At 56.7% G+C, this 25,449-nt stretch carries 16 protein-coding genes; 11 read left to right on the top strand and 5 right to left on the bottom strand.

Annotated features, from left to right (window positions below; translation table 11 throughout):
• Positions 1–27 precede the first annotated feature (27 nt).
• Positions 28–2,610, bottom strand: coding sequence for a LamG domain-containing protein (locus AS89_RS0107770; RefSeq protein WP_010131937.1), 2,583 nt, complete (start codon positions 2,608–2,610; stop codon positions 28–30).
• Between the two features lie 4 nt (positions 2,611–2,614).
• On the bottom strand, positions 2,615–3,727 hold the full coding sequence (locus AS89_RS0107765) for a hypothetical protein (protein WP_010131936.1): 1,113 nt from the start codon (positions 3,725–3,727) through the stop codon (positions 2,615–2,617).
• A 463-nt stretch (positions 3,728–4,190) separates the two neighbouring features.
• On the opposite strand from AS89_RS0107765, the gene AS89_RS0107760 reads away from it, so the two are divergent.
• From AS89_RS0107760 to AS89_RS0107735, 6 genes are all read left to right on the top strand, one after another.
• Positions 4,191–6,914: a PD40 domain-containing protein gene (locus tag AS89_RS0107760; RefSeq protein WP_010131935.1), complete on the top strand. Its 2,724-nt coding sequence runs from the start codon at positions 4,191–4,193 to the stop codon at positions 6,912–6,914.
• A 45-nt stretch (positions 6,915–6,959) separates the two neighbouring features.
• The gene (locus AS89_RS17155; RefSeq protein WP_010131934.1) at positions 6,960–7,799 is read left to right on the top strand and encodes an SH3 domain-containing protein; all 840 of its coding nucleotides are present in this window, start codon (positions 6,960–6,962) and stop codon (positions 7,797–7,799) included.
• Positions 7,769–8,425 (top strand): outer membrane beta-barrel domain-containing protein, encoded by a 657-nt coding sequence (locus AS89_RS0107750; protein WP_029249880.1) that lies wholly within the window; start codon positions 7,769–7,771, stop codon positions 8,423–8,425. The genes AS89_RS17155 and AS89_RS0107750 overlap by 31 nt, the downstream gene beginning before the upstream one ends.
• A 38-nt stretch (positions 8,426–8,463) precedes the next feature.
• On the top strand, positions 8,464–8,949 hold the full coding sequence (locus AS89_RS0107745) for a TlpA family protein disulfide reductase (protein ID WP_010131932.1): 486 nt from the start codon (positions 8,464–8,466) through the stop codon (positions 8,947–8,949).
• A 3-nt stretch (positions 8,950–8,952) separates the two neighbouring features.
• Positions 8,953–9,183: a DUF4266 domain-containing protein gene (locus AS89_RS0107740; RefSeq protein WP_010131931.1), complete on the top strand. Its 231-nt coding sequence runs from the start codon at positions 8,953–8,955 to the stop codon at positions 9,181–9,183.
• A 182-nt stretch (positions 9,184–9,365) separates the two neighbouring features.
• The gene (locus AS89_RS0107735; protein ID WP_010131930.1) at positions 9,366–10,451 is read left to right on the top strand and encodes a DUF3570 domain-containing protein; all 1,086 of its coding nucleotides are present in this window, start codon (positions 9,366–9,368) and stop codon (positions 10,449–10,451) included.
• 53 nt (positions 10,452–10,504) lie between these two features.
• Here the strand turns inward: AS89_RS0107735 and AS89_RS0107730 are convergent, their stop codons facing one another.
• Positions 10,505–11,149: a TetR/AcrR family transcriptional regulator gene (locus tag AS89_RS0107730; protein WP_081475697.1), complete on the bottom strand. Its 645-nt coding sequence runs from the start codon at positions 11,147–11,149 to the stop codon at positions 10,505–10,507.
• Between the two features lie 229 nt (positions 11,150–11,378).
• Between AS89_RS0107730 and AS89_RS0107725 the strand changes: the two genes are divergently transcribed.
• The gene (locus AS89_RS0107725) at positions 11,379–13,427 is read left to right on the top strand and encodes an NADPH-dependent 2,4-dienoyl-CoA reductase (RefSeq protein ID WP_010131927.1); all 2,049 of its coding nucleotides are present in this window, start codon (positions 11,379–11,381) and stop codon (positions 13,425–13,427) included.
• Positions 13,428–13,504: 77 nt separating this feature from the next.
• Here the strand turns inward: AS89_RS0107725 and AS89_RS0107720 are convergent, their stop codons facing one another.
• The gene (locus tag AS89_RS0107720; RefSeq protein WP_010131926.1) at positions 13,505–15,661 is read right to left on the bottom strand and encodes an Ig-like domain-containing protein; all 2,157 of its coding nucleotides are present in this window, start codon (positions 15,659–15,661) and stop codon (positions 13,505–13,507) included.
• Between the two features lie 129 nt (positions 15,662–15,790).
• Entirely contained in the window at positions 15,791–16,219 is a 429-nt protein-coding gene (locus AS89_RS0107715) for a DUF1810 domain-containing protein (protein WP_010131925.1), read from the bottom strand.
• A gap of 329 nt (positions 16,220–16,548) precedes the next feature.
• Between AS89_RS0107715 and AS89_RS0107710 the strand changes: the two genes are divergently transcribed.
• From AS89_RS0107710 to AS89_RS0107695, 4 genes are read left to right on the top strand one after another with little or no spacing between them, the layout of a single operon-like run.
• Positions 16,549–18,144, top strand: a complete 1,596-nt coding sequence (locus tag AS89_RS0107710; protein WP_010131924.1) for a type I restriction-modification system subunit M — start codon at positions 16,549–16,551, stop codon at positions 18,142–18,144.
• Complete coding sequence (locus tag AS89_RS0107705; protein ID WP_010131923.1) at positions 18,134–19,444, top strand: restriction endonuclease subunit S; 1,311 nt, start codon at positions 18,134–18,136, stop codon at positions 19,442–19,444. The genes AS89_RS0107710 and AS89_RS0107705 overlap by 11 nt, the downstream gene beginning before the upstream one ends.
• Before the next feature lie 43 nt (positions 19,445–19,487).
• Complete coding sequence (locus AS89_RS0107700; protein WP_010131922.1) at positions 19,488–21,341, top strand: RNA-binding domain-containing protein; 1,854 nt, start codon at positions 19,488–19,490, stop codon at positions 21,339–21,341.
• Complete coding sequence (locus AS89_RS0107695; protein WP_010131921.1) at positions 21,338–25,099, top strand: type I restriction endonuclease subunit R; 3,762 nt, start codon at positions 21,338–21,340, stop codon at positions 25,097–25,099. The genes AS89_RS0107700 and AS89_RS0107695 overlap by 4 nt, the downstream gene beginning before the upstream one ends.
• Positions 25,100–25,449 lie beyond the last annotated feature (350 nt).

Here is a 25,449-nt window from a genome sequence, read left to right as displayed (position 1 = left end):
CGCTCGGCGAAGCGCAGGCGCAAAAATTTAGTGGATCAAAATCATCGCACTGCCCATCGCGGCGGCACAGGCGGCCTTGACGGTGGTGGCGGTGCGGTCGGCGCTGCAGCCAGTACCACAGGCGGTCATTTTGTCGATCAGCCCATTCAGCTCGGTGCGCACCGCACTTTCATCCGGTGCGGTGCCCAGTTGCGCGGTGTGGCCGCCCACGGCAGCGCTCCAGGTGATCGGCCGGCCCAGCAGGTTTTCCAGCAGCGGGTCGAGAACCTGGGCACGCTTTGTGTCGGTGTTAAATGCCGTGTCCGCCGCAGCAGAGAAGTCGAAGCCAGAGAAGTAGCTGGCGCGCGCACTGCTGTCGTCGACCAAGGTGCTGCAGTACTTCACTGCCAGCTGGGTAATACCCATCTGCTGGGCGGCGAGGAAACCCTGAATATCCGCTTCGACCGGTAACTGCTGTTTCACCTTCTCCCAGGTGTCCACCACTTCCGGATGGGCACTGGGAATACCGGTGGCGGCAGACAGCGCGGCATGGATCTGCTCAAAGCGACGGATACCGATACGTGGCTGCGGCGCCAGGTCGGCCGCAGCGGCCGGTGCCGCCGGAGTCGCTTCCACGCGGACAAACTCTTGATTGCCCAGGCGTTCAAAGGTCAAGAAAAACTCGTCCGAGGTGGGGCCTTTCTCCAGGGTGATGATGGTACCGAGGGGAGACAATTTCTGGCCGGTCTCCGCATCGTAATCCGCTGCGCTCACCGTGGTGTCGAGGTTCGCCCACGCCTGCCCAACTACGGCCTCGCGACCGTTGATGCCAATGCGCATACCCTGGATCACAATACCGTCCGGGGTAACACCGTCTTCCAGGCTGATGAACTTGGGTTCGCTGAACAGGTAGCCGTGGTTGTCGAACTGCTGTACCTCGAACATGACGTAGCCTTCCGGCACGTTGGTCTCTTCTTCGACCTTGAACAGCAGCAGGTATTTTTCGCCCACGCCCGCATCGTAGTTGGTCAGGATGTCGTCCTGGCTCAGTGCGCGGGAGTGAATTGCCAGCAGGCGCACGGAGCCGTGCCACTGGTTTTCGTTGGAGACTTCGCTGCCCAGTACCAGCGCGAAGGTGTCGTCCCAGGTCGACAGCAGGCCCGGCTCTACTGGGTCTTCGTCACCAGTGAATTCACCGTTCACATACAGGCGGCGACCGTTGATCGGGTCGAAGGTGGCCACCACATGCTGCAGGGTTGCCTGCGCGCGTTCGGCCATATCGTCGGTGATCAGCGCCGGCATGCCATCCGCATTGGTGCTGGCATCGTTGCGGTTCTGGAAGGTGTAGTTGTACATCGCCTGGCCGAGGGTGAAGTTGCGGATATCGTTGCCACCGGAGTAGCTGACGATCCGCGCCGGGCCTTCCTGTACCACGTTGGCCGGGGCTACCCACGCTTCGATGGTGTATTCGCCGGTGCCACTCAGGGTGTCGAACAGACGCTTGCTGGTGGCGGTGGTTGCCTGGGCCTTGCCACCGGTCAGCTGTACACCCCAGGAGCCGAGCCATTCGTAGTCACCGGAGAGCTTCAGGTCGATGGCGGGGTTGATACCGGAGGTGTCGTAGGCGATGTCGTCGCTGCCGGTTTTGAATTCGTACAGTGCGATCGCGTTGTTGTCGATACGGCCACCGCCACTGCTTACCACACCGTCGGTGAGGTACAGCGCCTTGCTGATTACCCAGCTGGGGTCCACCGCGGTTACCGAAATCCCGTCGGCAAATTCGCGAATTGCCGCAGCCATGGTATCGGCGTTGTCCGCACAGTTGCTCCAGCAGTTGTGGAAGTCGCTACCCAGGCGCACTACCAGGCGGGAGTTCTCCGGGCTATCCAGGTCAATCCGCGACTTCGCCGCCTCATAGGCCTGGTCCACATCGCTACTGGCAATGTACGGCTGTTGTGCGGTACCGGCATCTTCGCTGTGGCAGCTGGAGCAGTATTGCTCCAGTAACGGATAAATGGTGTTCTCGAAGTTGCCGCTGGATTCGGGGAAGCTTTTGCTCTCGCCGACATCGCGCTCGGTGGGTGCCGTCAGGGTAATCGTGCTGGCCACCGAGCCAGCCGCAGAGGCCCAGTCGGCGATGTAGCCGGTGATAATGTCCGCACAGGCATCGGCACTGGCGAGCCAGCAGTTGTGGCCGCTGGCCACCTTGGTCACCAGGCGGGATTCTTCCGGCGCACCCAGGTTGACGAGGTCGCGGCCTTCGCTGTGCGCGAGGTTGATATCGTCACCGCGCACAAAGCGCGGGCTCTGGTTGCCTTCCACATGGCAGCTGCCACAGCGGTTTTCCGCCGCCAGGTTGTCCCAGATATAGCGCTTGTAGTTCTGTACGTCTTCACTTTCCGGGGCCGGGCCGGCATAGCTGGTATCACCGGAATCGGGATTGGTGTTGGGCAGTTCTTCGGTGGACTGCCCGCTGCCGCCGGAACAGGCGACCAGCACGGCGGTACTGAGAATGGTGGATAACAGTGCGGCCCGGCGCAGGCGCGGGCGCACAACAAGCTGGCAAAAATCGGACATGGTCTGCAGGGAATTCTTGTGGCTGGTGCTGGTCGCTGGAGTCTCGTAGTTCATGGCGTTACTCCCCCGCACAGTAAACAGCAGTGTCGGCGTACACCTGCTTCAGCTTGTAGCCATTGCTGGTGAAGCTGTCGGTGATACTGCTGATGCGATTGCGGTCGGCGCTGTCTTCCGGTGCGCGCAGGCACACCTGCTCAAACACCTTGGTGACCTGGCACTGGGCAAAGGCTTGGCTGTTGGCAAGCTCCTGGCCCATGGACTTGGCGCCGTTGCCGCTGCCCGGCAACGCATCGCTCCAGCCGAGATGCAGGTTCGGGCCCTCGCGCCAGTAGTTGTCCCACTTGTCATCGGGAATGACAAAGCCGTAGGGGAAGGTGGCGCTGTTGATATGGTTTTTGGCCTGCACTCGGGTGCCGGTGCTGGGGTCGGTATCGCCGCTGCGGTTGTAATCCAGCCGGCCGTCTTCGCCGGTTGGGTCATTTTCCACATCGTACTCGTAGTTGTAGTAGGCGAAGGCCTGGGCCATCGGATCCATGCCGCTGTGGCAGCCGACGCAATTGTTCTGGAATACGCGGCTGTCGCCACCGGGACTGCGGCTCACGTCCTGGCGAATGCGATCCGGTGGTCGCGAGGTGTCGTGCACCTGCTCGAGGTCGCGGCACAGGTGGTTCATCAGGGTAAAGCGGAACATGGCGCGATTGGTGCCGGCATAGAAAAATGCCTTGGCGCCGCCACGGGTGGTCATTACCCCGGCGGTGGCATCGCTGGGCAAGCCGGTTACTGACGACTGGGCCTGGCGTTCCAGGGTGGTCTGCAGTGGGTAGCCAGCGGCTTCCAATGCCGCATAGTGATCGTTGTTGGCATTGTTGTAGGCGGGCAGGCCTAAACCGGAGGCGCCGGTATAGATAATGTCGCCAGAGAGAATCTCACGGAAGTCCACATCGTCGCGCACCATGCCGATCACGGTTGCGGTGTAGTCGTTCAACGGCGCAAAATTGTCGCCGTCGCGATTGGTCCATGGCGTAACCAGGTTCTTCAGGGTTACGTTGTAGAAAGAATCATTTTCCATTGCCAGCTGGGCTGCGCTGGCGGCATTGCCGTTGGCAATGTGTTCGGCCATTTCGGTAAGTACGCTGACACTGGGTTTCACGCCGGTCAGGCGGCTGTGCATTTGCGCCGCTTGCTCTTGCGGCCCAGCCAATGTCGGCAAAGAGATAGCAGCGCTGAGGCAGGCGGTTGCTGCAAGCAGCGCCCGGGTAGCGGACGAAGTCATTTTCATCATGGAGCGTTTTGCGTCTTGTTATTGTCGGACGGTCGTACCGTACAACTTGTATACATTGCGAGTGGAAGAGATAGTAAAGAAGACCAAGGGATTCGCCAGCGGAAAAAATATAAAGCGTGTTCTGGTTGGCAATTTCCCCGCGCATTGCTTGAGATCGAAATTTGCCGGCGGGAGAATCGAAGGTAAATCGCGCTGCGTTGTCAGACGAGCATCCAGCAAAATGCAGTGAGGCTGTGATGTAAATGGTGAGTGGTTACTGCGTTCCCCCCTCGGGTTGTCATTAAAAATTCACAATAAATCATTGAGTAATTATCCGTCGCGGAACGATGTAGCGGGTAAAGAGGACGAGTTCTTGAAAACTTTTGGTGCACGGACCCTGGCCGCCCGTCGGAAATTGTCACTACTGTCTATTTTTTCTGCGATTGCACTGGCCGGTTGCGGCGGTGGCTCAAGTGATGGTTCTGGCCTCGGAGGCGATCAGGCAGAAGACCCCGTCGTTGTGGATTACCCGGTGGTGTATGTGCGTCGCGCGCTACCGCGGGATGAAGAGGGTGCGCTTGCGGCCGACAGCATCTACCGCCCCGCCACCTTCAATCCAGGTGCTGAGCTACTGCTGCGCGATCGCGCCACTGCCACCGCCCCAGAGCGCTCCCTGACCGAGGGCCTGTTCGTCAATGATGAAGAGGCGGGCATCGTCTTTGAGGGTGGTTACGATGTGAAAGACCTGACGGTATCCGCCGATGGTAGCCAGCTGGCTTTTGCCATGCGCGCGCCGAATATTGAAGGGCTGGATGATGACGAGCAGCCGAGCTGGAATATCTGGCTATACGAATTTGAGACTGCACAGCTTACCCGGGTTATTTCCTCGGACCTGATTGCCGAGGAGGGCGACGATATTTCCCCGGCGTTCCTGCCCGATGGGCGCCTGGTGTTTACCTCCACCCGCCAGCGCCGCTCCCGCGCACTGCTGCTGGATGACAACAAGCCGCAGTTCTCCGCACTGGCGGAAGGGCTCGACGACCCGGCATTCGTGCTGCATGTGATGGAAGCTGACGGCAGCGATATCCAGCAAATTTCCTATAACCAGAGCCACGATCTTACGCCGACCGTCCTGGCCAATGGCCGCATCCTGTTCAACCGCTGGGACAATATGGGCGGGCGTGACCGCCTCAGCCTGTATACGGTCAAGCCCGACGGTACCGACCTGCAGCTGTATTACGGCTACCACAGCCAGGCCACCGGTACAGGCTCCGGTACCGACCCGGTTACCGCTACCTTCAGCAAGCCACAGCAGATGCCGGATGGGCGTATTCTCGTGACCCTGCGCGCACCAGAGGGCATTGCCTACGGCGGCGACATGGTGGTGATCGACGGCGAAAATTTCGTTGAGGCCTACAGCGAACCAGAGCAGCAGGGTGTGTTGCAGGGGCAGGAATCCCTGTCGGTGGAGCAGGTCATTATCGACGGCGGCCTGTCACCCCACGGCCTGTTTGCCAATGCCTGGGCCTTTCACGATGGCACCAGTCGTCTGCTGGTGAGCTGGAGCGAGTGCCGGGTGATCGAGCCGGGCACCGCAACGGAAACCGAGGCCGGCATTACCCAGCCCTGTACCGACGAGTGGCTGGCAACCCCGGACATCGAACCGGCCGACCCGCTCTACGGCCTGTGGATTTACGATTATGCCGAGGGCACCCAGCGCCCAATCATCCAGCCGGAAGACGGCATCATGATTAGCGAAGCGGTTACCGCGGATACCCGCCCGGTGCCGACCTTTATCCCGCAGCCGATCCCCGGTATCGATATTGACCGCGATCTTTTCGATGAAGGCATGGCGGTGCTGGATATTCGCAGCGTTTACGATATCGACGGCATGCAGCTGCTGGACATCGATGTCCTTGCCGACCCGCTGCAGACCACCGCCGCCGAGCGCCCGGCGCGCTTCCTGCGCGTGGTCAAGGCGGTGGGCATTCCCAGTGATGATGTGCTGGACTTCGACCGCTCGGCGTTTGGCCGCAACCGCAGCCAGTTGATGCGCGAAATCATTGGTTATACCCCGATTCAACCCGACGGCTCGGTGCGGGTAAAAGTACCGGCAGATACCCCGTTGGCCATTTCCGTGGTGGATGAAAATGGCCGCCGCCTGTTCGGTCGTCACAACAACTGGCTGCAGTTCCGCGCTGGCGAATTGCGCAAGTGCCAGGGTTGTCACCTCGCAGACAGCGAAGTGCCGCACGGGCGCACGGATATGGAACCGGAATCCGCCTGGGCCGGTGCTCCCACGAGTGCCGCCCCCTTCGCCAATACTGAGCCGGGCCTCACTGCCGACATGGGGGAAACCATGGCGCAGCTGCTGGCGCGCGTGGCCGGGCACCCGGAGCTGGAGGGCGACCTGAAGTTTGCCGACAACTGGACCGACCCGGCGCTGCGCGCCAAGGATCCGTCGAGCGAGCTGTTGATGAGCGACCTGACCACGCCGGCGCCGACCACTCTTCCCTGTTTGAGCAGCTGGAGCGCGGATTGCCGCACGGTGATTCACTACCCCGACCATATTCAGCCCATCTGGGACCTGCCCCGTGAAATTACCGATGACATGGGTACGGTGCTGGAAGATCGCACCTGTACCGCCTGCCACAGCAACCGCGATGCCGCGGGCATGGCGCAGGTACCGCCAGGGCAGCTGGATCTCCGCGGCGACCCGTCTGGTGTGAACAACAACTACAGCACCTCCTATGTTGAGTTAATTTTCGACAATCCCACCGAAGAGCTGCGCGATGGCGCGGTACAGAATGTGCTGGTGCAGGACACCGATGACGACGGTAACCCGCTATTTGAGGTCGATGAAAACGGCGAGCAGATCCTCGATGCCGATGGCAACCCGATTCCTGTTATGGTTACTGTCAATATTCAGCGGATCATGAACACCAACGGTGCCAACGCCAGCCGTTTCTTCAATGTATTTGAAGCGGGGGGCATACATGAGGGAGAATTGTCTGCTGCGGAATTGCGTTTGATTTCCGAATGGCTGGATATCGGTGCGCAGTATTACAACAATCCATTTGAAGCGCCGGTTAACTAAATAATGAACAGGCAGCTCGATATTAGAGCAAGCAGGGCTGTGGCAATGACCGCGGCCCTATGTATCTTGGGGGGCTTGGGGAGTTTTTCCTCAACCGTCGCGGCGCAGCCGGAAACGATTGGTGACTCGGTAGAAGAGTCGAGTGAGGTATTCGTCACCGACAGCTTTTCCGCGCGTCAGTTCGAAGACCGACAGCCGGAGACGCTGGCGTTCGATACCGAACGAGTTATCGTCGGAGCGGAGTTCCTCAACTTATTCACCGGCCCCGGCCGCGGCTATGTGATCGATCATGTAGTGGAGTATGGCGAGCCCCTGTGGCTGCTGAAGCGCCGTACCGACTGGGTCAAGGTTATGACCCGCACCGGTAAAACCGGCTGGGCCAAAATTGCCGACCTCGACGAAATCTACACCGCCGAGGGCGAACAGGTAGTGGTGCCCACCCCAGGTATCGACGACTACCGGGACCAGAGCTTCCGGATGGGCTTTGCCTACGGTGACTTTGCCGGTGCCAATTCCATGGGCTTGTCCCTTGGCTACCGCTTTACCGGCAACCTGTCCGCGGAACTGCGCGCAGCGCAGACCATCGGCGCCTATTCCGATAGCCGCACCTTCCAGGTGGCGGTGGTGCACCAGCCCTTTCCGCAGTGGCGGCTATCCCCGTACTTCCTGCTCGGCACCGGAATCAATATCACCTCACCCAACGCCACCATCGTCGCCACCGAAGACCGCCAGGACACCACCATGCTGTCCGGTATCGGCGTCACCACCTATTTATCCCGTCGCTTTGCCCTGCGCGCGGAAGTTGCAAATCATTACCTGCTGACCTCGCGGGAAGAAAACCAGGAGATAGTCGAGTGGAAACTCGGATTCGACGTATTTATGTAAAGCTCGCGAGCCTTCTGCTGGCAGGTACTATGTCCTCCACGGCGCTTGCGCAAAGCGCGGGCGATATCGACGATATTATTTCGCCGGATCTGGAGCGTCGTGAGATTCGCGAGGCCAAGATCGATAGTGAAGACTTTGAGTTCACGGTCTATCTCGGTGGCATCCTCAGTGTCGAAGACTTCGGTACCAACCGCATGATCGGCGGTAGCCTTGCCTACCACATCAACGAAGACTTCTTTATGGAAGCGGCCTACGGCCAGGCCACCCTGGGTGAATCCAGTTACGAGCGCCTGAGTGGCTCGGCGCCGCTGCTCACCGACGACGAGCGCGATCTCAGTATGTACAACCTGTCCCTAGCCTGGAACTTCCTGCCTGGGGAAATTTTCATCCTGGATAAATTCGCGCTCAACAGCAATCTGTATCTGATCGGCGGCGCCGGCAATACCAACTTCGCCGGTGAAGAACACTTCACCTATAACGTCGGTGTCGGCGTGCGTATGCTCGCGCAGGACTGGCTGGCCCTGCGCCTGGATGTGCGCGACCACATTTTTGAACACGAGATCTTTGGTGAGCCATTGACCACCAACAATCTCTCCGCCCAACTGGGTGTTTCGATTTATTTCTGAATACACAATAACTAGACAGACACTACTGGAGTCAATCCATGCGTAAATTGATTGCCGCCCTTTGCACCAGCGCAGCCTTGCTGGCTGCTGCCCCCGTTTTCGCCAAGATCCCCGCCAGCGATTTCACCCTGGCCTCGCTGAAAGATGGCAACCTGAAGCTGAGTGAGCAGCGCGGCGAAGTGATCATGCTGAACTTCTGGGCTTCCTGGTGTGGCCCCTGCCGTGAAGAAATGCCACTGCTGAACGACCTGCACGCGCGCTACGAGCCGGTGGGCTTTCAGGTGTGGGGTGTGAACGTGGATGCCAACCCGGCAGACGCGCAGGCCATGCTGAATAAAATCCCAGTGGATTTCCCGGTCCTGTTCGATTCCAAAAGTGACGTGAGCAAGCTGTTCGGCGTACAGGCCATGCCGAGCTCCGTGTTTATCGACCGCGATGGCAACGTGCGCTACGTGCACAAGGGTTACCGCACCGGTGACGAAGCCGAGTACAAAAAAATCATCAAGGAACTGATCCGGGAATAAGCCATGACCAAGCGCGCGCTTCTGTTACTGCCGGCTCTGTTACTGCTGGGTGGCTGCGAAACCATAATGCCCGAACCCTGGGTGCAGCCCTACGAGCGGCACTACCTCGCCGACCCGATTATGAGTTTTGAGCGGGACCCGGTGGCGGCCGGCTTTATGAATCACGTATACGAAGCGCGTGAGGCTGCCCGTGGTGCTGAAGGTGGGTCAGGAGGCGGCTGTGGCTGTAACTAAAAAAATTTCGTGAGAGCTACTGCGCTCCGAACTTTGGCGGTCGGCGGTACTCGCCATCCTCACGCACTTTGTGTGCGCTGCGGTGCCTGCGTTCCGGCGCACACCAAATTTCGTTCGCTCGCTACGCCCTCACGAAATTTTTACTTTGTTCAGTTTTACTGGTATCGACTGCGAAAGCTGCGGTGCTGCCGGAGGAGCGGCTCGATACCCTGTACCACTCCTACAGTGGTGGTGGCGTTACCATCGATGGGCCGTCGGTGCTGGTGCGCAAAAACATTGGCAACAATGTTTCGCTGTCGGCCAATTACTATGTGGATATGATTTCCGGGGCTTCCATCGACGTACAGGCAACAGCCAGTCGCTATACCGAGCAGCGGGATGAGTTTTCCGTAGGGGCCGATTATCTGGTGGAAAAAACCACCATGAGCCTGAGTTATACCAATTCCAGCGAAAACGACTACCAGGCGGAAACCGTCGGTTTTGGTATCTCGCAGGATTTTTTCGGTGACCTCAGCACCCTGTCCATGCGCGCCACCTATGGTAGCGACGATGTGATGCGCAACGGCGATGAAGAGTTTCTCGCCCATGCGGAGCACCGCCGCTATTCCCTGAGCTGGAGCCAGATCCTCACCACCAAGCTGATTGCCGAGCTGAGCGTCGAAACCGTCGCTGACGAGGGTTTCCTGAATAATCCGTATCGCAGTGTGCGCTACCTGGATCCGTCTTCCGCGCTTGGTTTCAGCTACCAGGCGGAGCTCTACCCAACCACCCGCAACAGTGATGCGGTGGCGTTGCGCGCGAAATACCGCTTGCCCTACCGGGCGGCAGTAAAAACAGAATATCGGCGCTACGCGGATAGCTGGGGCATCAACTCCGATAACCTGGAGTTTCGCTATACCCATCCGCTGGAAAGTGAAAACCTGATTCTTGAAGGCAAGTTGCGCTTCTACAAACAGAAGGGCGCCGACTTCTATAGCGATCTGTTCCCCTATGTGGATGCCACCAACTTCCGCGCGCGGGATAAAGAGCTCAGTGATTTCACCAGCACCGCGATCGGCTTTGGTGCCACTTACTTGGTGCCGGATCGCTGGGCACCGTTCAATCGCAAAAATACCCTGAACCTGTATTGGGATTACGTGTTATTCGATTACGATAACTTCCACGATGTGCGCGTGCACAATGGGGGTGACAGCGTACTGCCCGGTGACGAACCCGCCTACAACTTCAACGCACACGTAGTGCGCGCTTACTGGTCGATGTGGTTCTGAGAAAAGTTTGATAGTGGGATGGCGGGATGTTTGGATGTTGAGATGGGAGTAGCTTAGGGCTCCAGCTCCCGCCAGAACATCTCCGCTGCATTCTCACAAATCGGCTCGATTGCCGCAGAGTCCACGTAAATACCATCGATAATCAGCCGGCTGATCCCGTGCAGCGTGCTCCAGCTCACCTGAGAGAACCGCAGCGCGTCCACCTTGTCTGAAATCAGCCCATTTTCCTGCCAACTGCGCACGCTACTCACGTAATTGCGGAAGCTGTTGTGGGACTCTTCCCGCAGGGAGTCGGTCGACGTGCGCGATTCCCAGATATGCCCGCCGAACATCAGGTCGTAATACTCCGTCTGCTCGGTCGCAAACTGCACATAACCCGCGACAAAATCCCGCATGCTCTTTGCACTCGGCGGCCGCTGGCCGGCGTGGTGCACCTCCGACAGCATTACATTGAAGCGCCGGAACCCCTCCTCCGCGATGGCACACAGCAGCGCCTGCTTGTCCGCAAAGTAGTGGTATGACGCGGTGCGCGAAACACCGATGTTCAGCGCCAGCTTGCGCATGGACAGCGCCTTCTCACCCTCCTCGCGAATGATGCGCACAGCCTCGTTCACCAGGGCCTTACGGAGGTCCCCGTGGTGGTAGCTACCAGAGCGGCTTGAACTACTAGATGCGTTGCGTGTGGAAGATGTGGTCATGTCGCGCAATCTATCAGGCCATCTTGACACTGTCAAAACCTGAGCATATGGTAGCAATACGCATTTTGACAGTGTCAAGACAATATCTAGACAGCGCCGCGAGATGGCGCAAATTATGGACAGGCCAGGTACCGATGGCTCCCCGGTCACCACAAGTAACGAGCGCGTGTGTAGTAGCCGCTGGCTTCGCGTGATGCGCCAACGAAAAACAGATTCAAGGGAAAACGTGATGAGCAATACTGATACCAATACCGCCGCGAACAATCCTTACCCGAAAATGCTCGAGCCCCTCGACCTGGGCTTCACCACTCTGCGCAACCGCGTACTCATGGGTTCCATGCATACCGGCCTGGAAGAGGCCCCCAACGGCCACGCGCGTATGGCTGCATTTTTTGCCGAGCGTGCCCGCGGTGGTGTTGGCCTAATCGTCACCGGCGGCTTTGGTCCCAACAAGCGCGCCGCCACCCACGAGCACACCAAAATGCTGTGGAGCGAAGAGGACTGCGCAGACCACCGCATCATTACCGACGCGGTGCATAAAGAAGGCGGCAAAATCTGTATGCAGATCCTGCACACCGGCCGCTATGCGTTTAACGAAAATCCGATTGCCCCGTCTGCCATCCAGGCGCCGATCAATCCGTTCAAACCGCAGGCCGCAACCGAAGAAGAAATTGAACAGCAGATTGTCGACTTCGTGCGCACCTCCGTGCTGGCCAAAGAGAGCGGTTACGACGGTGTGGAAATCATGGGCTCCGAGGGTTACTTCCTCAACCAGTTCCTCGCCGCGCGTACCAACCAGCGCGACGACGACTGGGGTGGCAGCTACGAAAACCGTATGCGCCTGCCGGTAGAAGTGGTGCGCCGCGTGCGCGAAGCGGTGGGTGAAGACTTTATTATTATTTACCGCCTGTCCATGCTCGACCTGGTTGAGGGCGGTAGCGATTACCAAGAAATTGTCACCCTGGGTAAAGCCATCGAAAAAGCTGGTGCCACCATTATCAATACCGGTATCGGCTGGCACGAAGCGCGCATCCCCACCATCGCCACCAAGGTACCGCGCGCCGCGTTTACCTGGGTTACCGCCAAGTTCCGCGAGGAACTGTCCGTGCCGGTAATCACCTCCAACCGTATCAACACCCCGGAAGTGGCCGAAGAAGTGCTGCAGCGCGGTGATGCCGACATGGTTTCCATGGCGCGCCCGTTCCTCGCAGATGCAGAATTCGTCAAGAAAGCGGCGGAAAACCGTGCAGACGAAATCAACACCTGTATCGGTTGTAATCAGGCCTGTCTGGATCACGTATTCAGCATGAAGATGACCAGCTGCTTGGTAAACCCGCGTGCCTGTCACGAGACCGAACTGAACCTGCTGCCCACCAGCAACGTGAAAACGCTCGCGGTCATCGGTGCCGGCCCTGCGGGCCTGGCCTTTGCCACGTCTGCCGCAGAATGTGGCCATGACGTCACCCTGTTTGACGCCGCCAGCGAGATCGGTGGCCAGTTCAATATCGCCAAACAGATCCCGGGCAAGGAAGAGTTCTACGAGACCCTGCGCTACTTCCAGCGTCGTATCGAAATCACCGGCGTTACCCTCAAACTGAGTTCTCCGGTAACCGCCGAGCAGCTGAACAACAGTGACTTTGATGAAGTGATCCTGGCCACCGGCATTACCCCACGTGTACCGCCAATCCCCGGTGTTGAGCACGAAAAAGTACTCGGTTACCTGGAGGTACTGAAAGACAAAAAACCGGTTGGCAAAAAAGTCGCGGTCATCGGTGCCGGCGGTATCGGCTTTGACGTATCCGAATACCTGACTCACGCCGGCGAAGCCACCAGACAGAATATCCCTGCATTTATGCGCGAATGGGGTGTGGACATGAGCCTGCAAGCGCGTGGCGGTATCGAAGGCGTGCAGGCCGAAGTGCCCGCGTCACCGCGCGAAGTATTCCTGCTGCAGCGCAAGGCCAGCAAAGTGGGCGGCGGCCTGGGTAAAACCACCGGCTGGATACACCGCACCGGCCTCGCCAACAAAGGGGTGAATATGATCCCCGGTTGTGAATACGTGAAAATCGATGATGAAGGCCTGCACATCAAGGTTGGCGAAGAAACCAAGGTGCTGGATGTGGATAACATCATCCTGTGTGCCGGCCAGGAGCCGGCGCGAGCACTGGTAGAAGGCCTGACCAAGCCGTATCACCTGATCGGCGGCGCGGATGAAGCGGCCGAGCTGGATGCCAAACGAGCGATTGACCAAGGAATGCGTCTGGCTGCCTCAATGTAAAAAGTGGCGCAGACCTTAATAAAAAAGCCCCCGCAGTGTGCGGGGGCTTTTTTTGCAGGGTATTAAGGAATAGAGAATTACGGAATATTGCGGTCGATGGTCAGCTTCTGCAGATAAGCATCGCCATCGGAAACACCGTAGTAGTCATAAAACCCGGAAAATAACTGCAGCTCGTCTTTCAATACCATTACTGGTGGGATGTAAGACTGTGGCTGATACTGGCCCTCATTACGCTGCACCCACTGTGCACCGGTTGTGTAGTCGTAATGCAGTACAACGTGATCGCCGTTGTAGTCCGGATCGTTGTAGCGGTCGGTCAGCTTGATAAAAGTATTGCCATATTTGTCGACAACAATATCCTCGGCCCATGGGTAGGAAATGCCATGGTTGTACGAGCTTTGCGCCTGCAGTTCCCCACCGATGCTCAGGCGGGTAACGGTGGAAGAGTCATTGTTGATATCGTGGCTCCACCACATGATGTCTTCCGCTTCCGTCAGGCCGATGCGCGAGAGATCGGCATAATTGACACTCTGCACCCACTCGGTGGAGCCGTCAGTTGCCAGCAGGGTAAGCTGGTTGCGGTGCGCCATCAGCACGCGGCCGTCGCTGGTGATCTGCAGGTGGTAGCCAGCCATGCTGCTGGTTTTCGGCTGATACAGCTCGGCGATCTCTCCGGTTGCCAGGTTCAGTTTTAGCGAGAAACTTCCCGCGCCCGTCATCGATGCACAAGAGTCTTGGTCACACGACATCAGCATGCCGACAAAATGCGCGTTGTTGCCGTCTATGCGTATGTCATGGGTATGCCAGGCACCGATCTCAAAACCCAAGTCATGGGTAAGAGGCTGGCTCCAGCGCGCATTACCCTGCTGGTCGTAGTAGCGGATAACGCCGTCATTACTGAACACGATGAAGCCGTCACCTACCACGTACTCTGCAGTTACTTGGATATAGTTTGTCCCTTCAAATGATGGCAGCGCGGAATTGGTGGTAAATGCCCCAGCCGCGGAAAGCGCACCGAACAGCAGCTGGTTATTTTCATCTGCAGCAATGGTAAAGGCGGTGCTGTCATTTACACCCAGAGCAAGTGGAATGGGAATACCTTTGCCCGCCAGAATGTAGCCAGAAACAGCCGGCACGCCGGCCGAATCGACAAACGCAATATACTGCTGCTGCACTCCAGAACCAGTAGCGCCAAGCTCGCCGTAAGACAGGCCGGTCATGGCCAGCATGCCTTCCGGACCATCGGCGAGAATATCGATGGTGGTGCTGCGCGCGGAGCTCAGGGTCGTTACAGCTTCATCAGTAGTAGTCTGGGCAACGGCAATGTCGACATTCATTACGCTGGTATTGGAGTCCAGCTCACCGTCATTGGTAATAAATGCGAGCTGGTCTGCACCCCAGGTGCCGTAAGTAGTGGACAGGTTCATGCTGCCCAGGTCGTTATCGATACTCGCCACTTCAGCTACTTGTGGCTGTTCAACAACCGTAGTGGTGAGATCGGTGCTGTCGACATCGACAATCTGTAAATCGATAGTCTGTGTCGCACCTGCAGTCAGGCTCGCGGAAATTTGCTCGGGCACTTCCGGTGCGTCATTTACCGCTGCAATGGTGAGGGTGATGGTGACTTCGTCGGTTTCAAATTCACCGTCACTGGCGGTCAGGCGAAACTCATCGGTGCCGAAAAAGTCTTTGGCCGGCTGGTAGCTAAATTCACCGCTGGCAGCAATCTGCAGCTCACCGTTTGCCGGCTCAGCGGTTACCGAGTAGTTCAGCTGATCCCCGTCCACATCTTCAACCGGCAGCATCGCGGTCAATACGATGTCTTCATCCGTAGAGAAGCTACCGCTAGTGGCAACCGGGGCATCATTAATCGGGTTGACGGTGATGGTGACGGTCGCTGGCGAGGAGCGGCGACCATCTTCGACGGCGGCAAAACTGAAGCTGTCTTGGCCTGCGAAATCCGGGTTGGGGGTATAGCTGAACGCAGTACCACTCAGGCTCAACTGCCCATTTTCCGGACCCTGCTGCAGCTCAAAAGTCAGGGCACCGCCGGCTTGTGCGGTGCCGGAAACCTGGCCTTCGATATTGGTGTCTTCGTCGAGGCTAATACTTTGCGCGGTCGCATTGGGTGGCGCTGGAGTGCTATCACCACCACCGCCGCCACAGCCGGTAAGGAATAAGGGCAAGGCAAAGCTCGCCAGAAGCCCAGCACGGATCTTTTGTTGCTCAATCATTATATTTTTCTTTATGACTATTTTGTTTTGAGTGGTCGGCGATTATATGTGGTTTTCGCTGCCAGAAAAGCTCGACCAAAGGCGGGGCACAGGAGTAATTGGCCGGAGGCAGAAATATTTTGGTGTTAATTAGTTTTGCTCGATTAACTTCAGCGTTGCGCTGTCGAGCTCGCCAGAATAATAACGCTCCAGCACCTGCTTAAACTGACTTTCGCGACCATCGATGATCGCAAACAGCGTCATGCTGGATTTCAGTTTCATATCATCCGGGCTGCCGAATATCTGATGAGCGCTGCGGCCTTGTACGGCAAGAAGAGCCGCACAACATTCGCGCAGACGGGCGCCGAGAACCGGGTGGGCTAAATAGGCCTCTGCCTCCTCGCGGTTCTTTATCGCGTAGTGCCGGGCAGTGGAGCTGCGGCCGAGGCCGTCGATTTGCGGGAAGATGAACCACATCCAGTGGGTGCGTTTGTTACCAGCGCGGATTTCGGCGAGGGCCTCGGGGTAACAGATTGCTTGGGCGTCTAGGAAGCGCTGTAGGTTGTGTGGGTCGTTCATGGTTGTTTCCAAGCCTCCTGGGGCTCAGATTTGAGTGTAGATAGGCCACCTTGGGGGTGCTGGTAGCGTGCCTGCTTTGGGAGCAGGATGGCGGGGGTTCGAATCCCTCTGCCCCGGCCATTCTGTGCGCATGGATTCGATTAAAGCCACCCGTTGATTACAACAATGGTTGGGGGTGGCGTTTTCGACCCAATAGCTCGTTTGGCTTAGAGACATATCCCGCCAGTTCCGGCAGAATAATTCACATCCAACCTTAAAGATTGCACAAAATTTAATCGTATTCGCGAGGGCTAATCGTGTCTCGCGGGTCGCAAAAGGTGTAAAACGTAATGGCCCGAAAGCCAGCCGCAAAATCCAGTAAACAAAAATCCTTCGAACAAACCCTGTGGGATACCGCCGACAAGCTCCGCGGCAGCGTGGAATCCTCTGAATACAAGCACGTGGTCCTGTCGCTGATCTTCCTTAAGTTCATCAGCGACAAGTTCGAACAGCGCAAGCGCGAGCTGATTGCCGAGGGCCAGGGTGACTATGTGGACATGGTGGAGTTTTACACCATGAAGAACGTCTTCTACTTGCCGGCGGAATCCCGCTGGGACTACATCGCCCAAAACGCCAAGCAGGACGATATCGCCATCAAGATCGATACCGCCCTCTTCACGGTGGAGAAGAACAACAAGGCGCTCAAGGGCGCGCTGCCGGACAACTACTTCTCCCGCCTGGGGCTGGATGGCAGCAAGCTGGCCGCGCTGATCGACTCCATCAACAATATCGACACGGTGGTGGAGCAAGAAGGCGGCGCAGCCAGCGAGACTGATATCGTCGGGCGTGTGTACGAATACTTCCTCGGCAACTTCGCCGCCACCGAAGGCAAGGGCGGCGGCGAGTTCTATACCCCAAAGTGCGTGGTCAACCTGCTGGCGGAAATGATCGAGCCCTACCACGGTAAGATCTACGACCCCTGCTGCGGTAGCGGCGGCATGTTCGTGCAGTCGGTGAAATTCGTGGAGAACCACCAGGGCAACAAGAAAGACATCTCAATCTACGGCCAGGAGCAGACTAGCACCACCTACAAGCTGGCGAAGATGAACCTGGCCATTCGCGGCATCACCGCCAACCTGGGCGAGGTGCCCGCCGACACCTTCTTCAAGGACCAGCACCCGGACCTTAAGGCCGACTTCATCATGGCTAACCCGCCGTTCAACCTGAAGGAGTGGCGCGGCCCCGACGAACTCACCGACGATCCGCGCTGGGCCGGTTACGAGGTGCCGCCCACCGGCAATGCCAACTACGGCTGGATCCTGCATATGATCAGCAAGCTCAGCGAGAACGGCGTCGCCGGCTTTGTGCTGGCCAACGGTTCCATGAGCACCAACACCAAGGGCGAAGGGGAGATCCGCAAGAAGATCATCGAAAACGACCTGGTGGACTGCATGATCGCGCTGCCGGGCCAGCTGTTCTACACCACGCAGATTCCGGTGTGCCTGTGGTTTATCACCAAAAACAAGAAGGCCGAAGTCATCCCCGGCCACAGCGACAGCAACCACCGCAACCGCGAGGGCGAGACACTGTTTATCGACGCCCGCAATATGGGCAGCATGATCAGCCGCATCCACAAGGAACTGACCGTCGACGATATCGCCGAGATCGCCCGCACTTATCACGCGTGGCGCGGCGAAGCCAAAGACGGCGACTACCAGGATATTCCCGGCTTCTGTAAGGTCGCCACCCTGGACGATATTGCAGCCAACGACTATGTGCTGACCCCCGGCCGTTATGTGGGCGCCGCCGAGGTGGAGGACGACGGTGAACTGTTTGAAGAAAAGATGCGCGATCTCACCCAAACCCTCTACCGGCAGATGGCGGAAGCGGAACAGCTGGATTCAGTAATTAAGCAGAAGCTGGCGGGGTTAGGTTATGGGGAGTGAATGGACAACGATTGGTGAAATAGCCGAAGTCTTTGACGGTCCGCATGCCACACCAAAGAAAATTGAAGAAGGTCCTTATTTTTTAAGCATCTCTAGCTTAGAGAAAGGACGGTTAGACCTTTCTAAGTCAGCTCGAATCAGTGAGGAGCAGTTTGTCAAATGGACGAAGCGTGTAACTCCAGAAGAGGATGACGTATTATTTTCATACGAAACCCGGCTTGGAGAAGCCGCATTAATGCCGAGTGGTATTCGTGCTTGTCTCGGGAGAAGGATGGGGTTACTGCGTCCCAAACGGGACAAGGTTGATCCCCGCTACCTTCTTTTTGCTTACTTAGGTCCTGACTTTCAGAGAGAAATTTTTGCTCGCACTAATAGCGGAGCGACAGTTGACCGTATAGCTTTAAAAGAGCTGCCTTCTTTCCCGATAAGAATTCCTTCGCTACCTGAACAGAAGAAGGTATCTGCGATTATCGGTGCTCTTGACGATAAAATTGAAGTCAGTCGCAAAATCAACACCACCCTGGAATCCATGGCCCAGGCGCTGTTTAAAAGCTGGTTTGTGGATTTTGATCCGGTCATCGACAACGCCCTGGCCGCCGGCAATTCCATCCCCGACGCTCTGCAAGCCAGAGCGCGCGCCAGACAAGAAATGCGCACCGCCACAGGAGCCACCGCGCAGCCCCTACCCGCCGAGATTCAGCAGCTGTTTCCCAGCAGTTTTGTATTTACTGAAAAGATGGGTTGGATTCCGGACGGATGGGAATTTGGGGTGCTTGAAGATTTATTGGTGCTTCAAAGGGGATTTGATTTACCTAAAAGTTCCAGAACCGACGGTGAATTCGCTTTGATGGCTGCTTCGGGTCAAGACGGTACTCACAATGAGTTCAAAGTCAGTGGCCCAGGAATAACAACAGGCAGAAGCGGTAAGCTCGGTGAGGTATGCTTTGTTGAACGAGATTTTTGGCCGCTAAACACAACGCTCTGGGTGAAAGAGTTTAAGCGGTCCTCTCCGTATCACGCCTACTACCTCCTTAAATCGATGGATTTAGAAAAGTACAACTCTGGGTCTGCTGTGCCAACCCTTAATAGAAACTACGTTCATAACGTTTCAGTAGTACTTCCTCCAAAAGACCTGGTTTCAGCATACGATAAATTTGTATCTTCGTTGTATACGAAGCGGTATGAAAATGAAGCCCAGAATCAAACTTTGGAAAACGTCCGCGACAGCTTACTTCCAAAGCTTCTTTCTGGACAGCTTGAAATCCCTGAAGCAGAACAGCAGCTTGCCGAGGTGATCTAGTCCATGACCCGGTTCACGGAAGAATATTAAGGAGCCTCGCCCCATGATTGAAATTAGCAGCCTGGAAGATATTGCGGCTCTGAAAGAAAGCACGGATGTGGAGTGCAAGCTGGCGCAGGGTCGCGACGGTAAGGGCGCCTGTCCTAAAAGCCTGTGGGAAACCTATAGCGCTTTTGCTAATACCCAGGGCGGCGATATTTTTCTGGGACTGGAGGAAGATAAGCATGGGAAGTTTTCCCTGGCGGGCATCCAGAATACCGGCAAAGTCATCGACGAAATTTGGAGCAATCTCAACGATCGCTCACTGGTAAGTGGCAATGTATTGCTGGAGGGTGGGGTTCGTTGTATCGAGATTGATGGGAAATCCATTATTCACGTCCATGTACCCCGCGCCGCCCGCGAGGCTCGCCCGGTTTTTATCAAGGGCAATCCTATAGGCGGCACCTACAAGCGCTTTAACAGTACGGATATTCGTGCGCCGGAGGAAGTGGTCAAGCGCATGTTGGCCGAGCAGGTCGAAGATAGTCGCGATAATGTCGTATTGCGCGGTTTCGGGTTGGAAGACTTGGATGCAGCGTCCATCCGCGATTACCGCCAGCGATACGCCAACCTGCAACCGGATCATCCCTGGAATGAGCTGGATACCCTTGAATTCCTGCGCTCGATAGGCGCCTGGCGTAGAGACCGGGAGAGTGGTCACGCAGGCCCTACCCGCGCAGGTCTGCTGATGTTTGGCAAGCTACCCTCCATCAAGGAGGCATTTCCCAATTACATGCTGGATTATCAGGAGCGCCCCGAGGCCCGCCGCGATGCTGGTTGGATTGATCGGCTGACGTTGGATGGTGCCTGGGCCGGCAATTTGTTTGAGTTCTATCAGCGGGTTATCCGCAAGCTGACCGCGGAGCTTAAGGTGCCGTTTGAGGTGCACGGCGATCAGCGCCAGGACGAAACCTTTGTGCATCGGGCATTGCGCGAGGCGCTGGTCAACGCACTAGTGCACGCGGACTATAGTGGCCGCGCATCCATTCTGGTGGTCAAACGGCCGGATATGTTCGGTTTCCGCAATCCCGGCAATATGCGTATCCCGGTAGAGCTGGCGCTGAAAGGTGGAGAGAGCGACTGCCGCAATCGGTTGATTCAGGATATGTTCCGCTATATCGGTCTCGGTGAAAGTGCGGGCTCGGGTCTTCCCAAGATCTTTGACGGCTGGCGGCGCCAGCATTGGCGCACGCCTTTATTGCGTGAGCAGGAGCAACCCTCCCAGCAAACATTGCTGGAGTTACATACCCTTAGCTTGGTGCCGGAAGAGGCTATACAGGAGTTACGCGAGCAGCTGGGCGAGGAAGTATTCGACGGCTTGGATGATCGCGAGCGTCTGATCCTAGTCACTGCGCATATCGAGAAGACGGTAGATCACAGCCGCATGATGTCGGTAATCGATATTCACCCTCGTGACCTATCGGCCATTTTTGCTCGTCTGGTTGAGCAAAAACTACTTTTCCAGGGTGGAAGCGGTCGCGGAACGGTGTATTTCCTGGCGGAAGCACGGTTGGATGACGTTTATGAGGCGCATACAAGCTCTGGGGGTTTGGGGGATAGCTCTGGGGGTTTGAGCGATAGCTCTGGGGGTTTGGATCGACTCAGGTCTATTGCACATCCCGTCGCCTCCACGAAAAAGGCGGCAAAACCTTTGGTTGAGGAAGTGATTCTCGCGCTATGCGCGGAACAGCCTTGCACGCTTGAGCAGCTCATAGAGCTTTTGCAGCGCTCCGAGGGGGTGGTTCGCAAAGACTATTTGCAGCCAATGATTAAAGACAAGCGCTTGCGCTATCAGTATCCGACCATGCCCAATCACCCAAGTCAGGCCTACATCACCAATCGGGACGGTGAAGAATGAGTTTCACCGAGGCGAAACTTGAGCAGGCAATCATTGCCCTGCTGGACCAGCAGGGCTTCCGCAATACTCCCGGGGGCCAGTTGCAGCGCGCGGCTACCGAGGTGTTGATCAAAGACGACCTGCGCCGCTTTCTCCGCCAGCGTTACGCGGAGGACCAGGTCACCCCGGCGGAAATCGAGGCGGTGATCACCGAACTGGAGCGGCTGCCCGCCGCCGATCTGTACGACAGCAACAAGGCCATCCACAAGCGCGTGGCGGATGGCTTTCTACTGAAGCGCGAAGATCGCAGCAAGAAAGACCTGTATATCCAGCTGATCGACTATGCCGGTCTGCCGGAGCGGCGCATCCCCGAAGAGGGCGAGGTGGAAACACTGGTGGCGCAGAAGCTGCCGGATTATCAGGAGCGCAATATCTATCGGGTGGTCGACCAGCTGGAAATCGAGGGCAAAGAAAAGCGCATCCCCGATGCCATTCTTTATATCAACGGCCTGCCGCTGGTGGTGTTCGAATTCAAAAGCGCGATCCGCGAAAACGCCACCATCTATGATGCCTGGAAGCAACTCACCACCCGCTATGCGCGCGATATTCCCGAACTGATGAAATACAACGCCCTGTGCGTAATCAGTGACGGCGTCAACTCGCGCATGGGCTCGCTGTTTACGCCCTACGACTTCTTCTACACCTGGCGTAAGGTGACCGGTGACGAGACCATCGAGCAGGATGGCATCAACGCCCTGCACACCATACTCGAGGGGCTGTTCGACAAGGCGCGCCTGCGCGAAGTGATCCGCCACTTTGTCTACTTCCCGGATGTGTCCAAGCGCGAAGACAAGATCGTCTGCCGCTACCCGCAGTTTTACGCCGCCACCCGGCTGTACCAGAACATCCTGCGGCACCGCAAACCGGACGGCGACGGCAAGGGCGGTACCTACTTCGGCGCCACCGGCTGCGGCAAGAGCTTCACCATGCTGTTCCTGACGCGCCTGCTGATGAAGAGCGTGGAGTTTGCCAGCCCCACCATTGTGCTGATTACCGACCGCACCGATCTGGACGACCAGCTCTCCGGCCAGTTCACCAATGCCAAGGGTTATATCGGCGACCAGCATGTGGTGAGCGTGGAAAGCCGCGAACACCTGCGGCAACTGCTGAAGGGCCGCAACAGCGGCGGCGTCTTCCTGACCACCATCCACAAGTTCACCGAAGACACCGAGCTACTGACCGAGCGCGCCAATGTGATCTGTATCAGTGACGAGGCCCACCGCAGCCAGATCAACTTGGACCAGAAGGTGCGCGTCACCGACAAGGGCGTCAAGCGCACCTACGGCTTCGCCAAGTACCTGCACGACTCCCTGCCCAACGCCACCTATGTGGGCTTTACAGGTACCCCCATCGACGCCACCCTGGATGTGTTCGGCGAGGTGGTGGACAGCTACACCATGACCGAGTCGGTGAAAGACGAGATCACCGTGCGCATCGTCTACGAAGGTCGCGCCGCCAAGGTGATGCTGGATAACGACAAGCTCAAGGAGATCGAGGACTACTACGCCGAGTGCGCCGAGGCCGGCACCAGCGACTACCAGATCGAGGAGAGCAAAAAGGCCAGCGCCAATATGAATGCGATCCTCGGCGACCCGGATCGCATTAAGGCGCTGGCGCTCGACTTTGTCCACCACTACGAACAGCGTTTGGAAGAGGGCGCCACCGTCAAGGGCAAGGCGATGTTCGTGTGCAGTAGCCGCGAGATCGCCTACCGCTTCTGGCAAGAGGTGATCGCGCTGCGCCCGCAGTGGAACGAAGTACTCGCGGCGGAAGAGGGCGCCGAGCTCACGGACAGGGAGCGCAAAGAGCTCAAGCCCATGGCGCGGATCAAGATGATCATGACCCGGGGCAAGGACGACGACAAAGCGCTCTACGACATGCTGGGCACCAAGGAGTATCGCAAGGAGCTGGACCGCCAGTTCAAGAATCCCAAGTCCAACTTCAAGATCGCCATTGTGGTGGATATGTGGCTCACCGGCTTCGATGTGCCCTTCCTGGATACCATCTATATCGACAAGCCGATCCAGCGCCACAACCTGATCCAGACCATCTCCCGCGTTAACCGCAAGTACGAGGGCAAGGACAAGGGCCTTGTGGTGGACTACATCGGCATCAAGAAGCAGATGAACCTGGCCCTGGCCCACTACAACAAGGCCGACCAGCAGAATATCGAGGAGATCGCCCAGTCGGTGATCGTAGTCAAGGATCACCTGGACCTGCTGAGCAAGATCTTCCACAAGTTCGACAGCAAACCCTACTTTACCGGCAGCCCGCTGGAGCAGCTCAACTGCCTGAATATGGCCGCCGAGTATGTGCAGCTCACCGACAAGATCGAAAAGCGCTTTATGGCGCTGGTAAAGCGCCTCAAAGCCGCTTACGACATCTGTTGCGGTTCAGACCGTATCAGTCAAAGTGAGCGCGATCTGATTCACTTTTACCTGGCGGTACGCTCCATCGTATTCAAGCTCACCAAGGGCGATGCCCCCGACGTGGCGCAGATGAATGCCCGCGTGCGCGAGATGATTACCGAGGCACTAAAAGCAGACGGCGTGGAGGAAATCTTCAAGCTGGGCGAAGACGACGCTGGTGAGACGGATATCTTCGCCGACGACTATCTAGCCAAGATCGAAAAAATCAAACTGCCGAACACCAAGATCAAGCTCTTGCAGAAACTGCTGGCCAAGGCGATTGAAGACTTTAAAAAGATCAACAAAACCAAGGGGATGGATTTCTCGGAGAGGTTCCGCCAGCTGGTAGATCACTACAACGAGCGCAAAGAAGACGATGTGCTGGTGAGTGAGGTACTGGAAGATTTCTCTGATGAGATCATGGATCTGATCCAGGCGCTGAAGCGGGAGAAGGAATCCTTTGCCGATCTCGGTATTGATTTGGAAGAGAAAGCCTTTTACGACATCCTGAAAAAGCTCGCGGTGAAATACGATTTCAGCTACCCGGAAGACCAGCTGCTGGAGTTATCCAAGGCGGTGAAAGACGTGGTGGATGACAAGTCTAAGTACACCGACTGGAGTCAGCGCGACGATATCAAAGCCGAACTGAAAGTCGGTCTGATACTGGTGCTGGCCAAACACGGCTACCCGCCGGTGGATCGCGATGAGGTCTACAAGGAAATTTTCGAACAGGCGGAGAATTTCAAGAGGTATCAAAAGCTTAGTGCGCACGAGAAGTTTAGTGCGCCCTCTCCAATAGTTGTCGGTGACCGAGCCTTGTATGGCTATGATCAAATTATGCGTGTTCCTGGCATGGTAGAGTTCGGTGAAATAACGATTTCACTCGATCAGCCCTATGAAAAGGACTTCGTTGGTTTGAGTGCCACGGGAAAATATCAGGAGTTGTTTAGCCTAGGTGTAGTTAGCCCTGAAATATTAACTTCTTATTTTCACTCTATTTCAATTCTGGATGCGGCGTTTAGAGAGCAAAAAGAAGCGCTAAGTGAATCTGGTATTAAAAGTTATTTTTGTTTGAAGGTTGCAAGGTCGGGAAGCGTAGAACTGCTTATCGGGCTTGTGCTAGGGATTGGAATTGGAAAAGGGGTGGGTTCTATTCTCGCCTTTTTTGAAAAATATCCGAAGTATTCAGATGGTTTTGAGCGCATGAAGAGTGATCTAACTAAACGTTGGAAGAAAAATAATAAAGAGCAGAGTAGCCCCATATTGTTAGATGTTTCTTTACGGCAAGTGCTAAGAGATCAGGGTGATTGAGGTGAGATTCGGACGTCAGATGTTGCTACTAGGCATTAAATGGCTAGGCCTTATTGAGTAGCGCAGCTTGGTAGCGCACTTCGTTCGGGACGAGGTGTCGGGAAGAGTGAATCTTACGCCGGTAATTCGGATGGAATCTAAGAAGCTTTTATTTGGGTGTGGCTGGGCGGGCAGGATTGGTGGTTAGGCGGAAGAATCGTAATAGCCTTTGGGCTATTACGACCCTGCGGGCTTCGCGCTTTGCGCTCGTTGCTAATTGCTTTCGCAATTAGTCGAACCGTGGTAGTTCTCAACCGCCCTTCGAAACCATACAAAAAAGGCCGCACCCTTTCGGTACGCGGCCGTTTTCG

This window comes from Microbulbifer agarilyticus S89 (genome assembly GCF_000220505.1).
GTDB classification, from domain to species: Bacteria; Pseudomonadota; Gammaproteobacteria; order Pseudomonadales; family Cellvibrionaceae; genus Microbulbifer; species Microbulbifer agarilyticus_B.
This window is presented reverse-complemented; position numbering and strand designations above follow the sequence as displayed.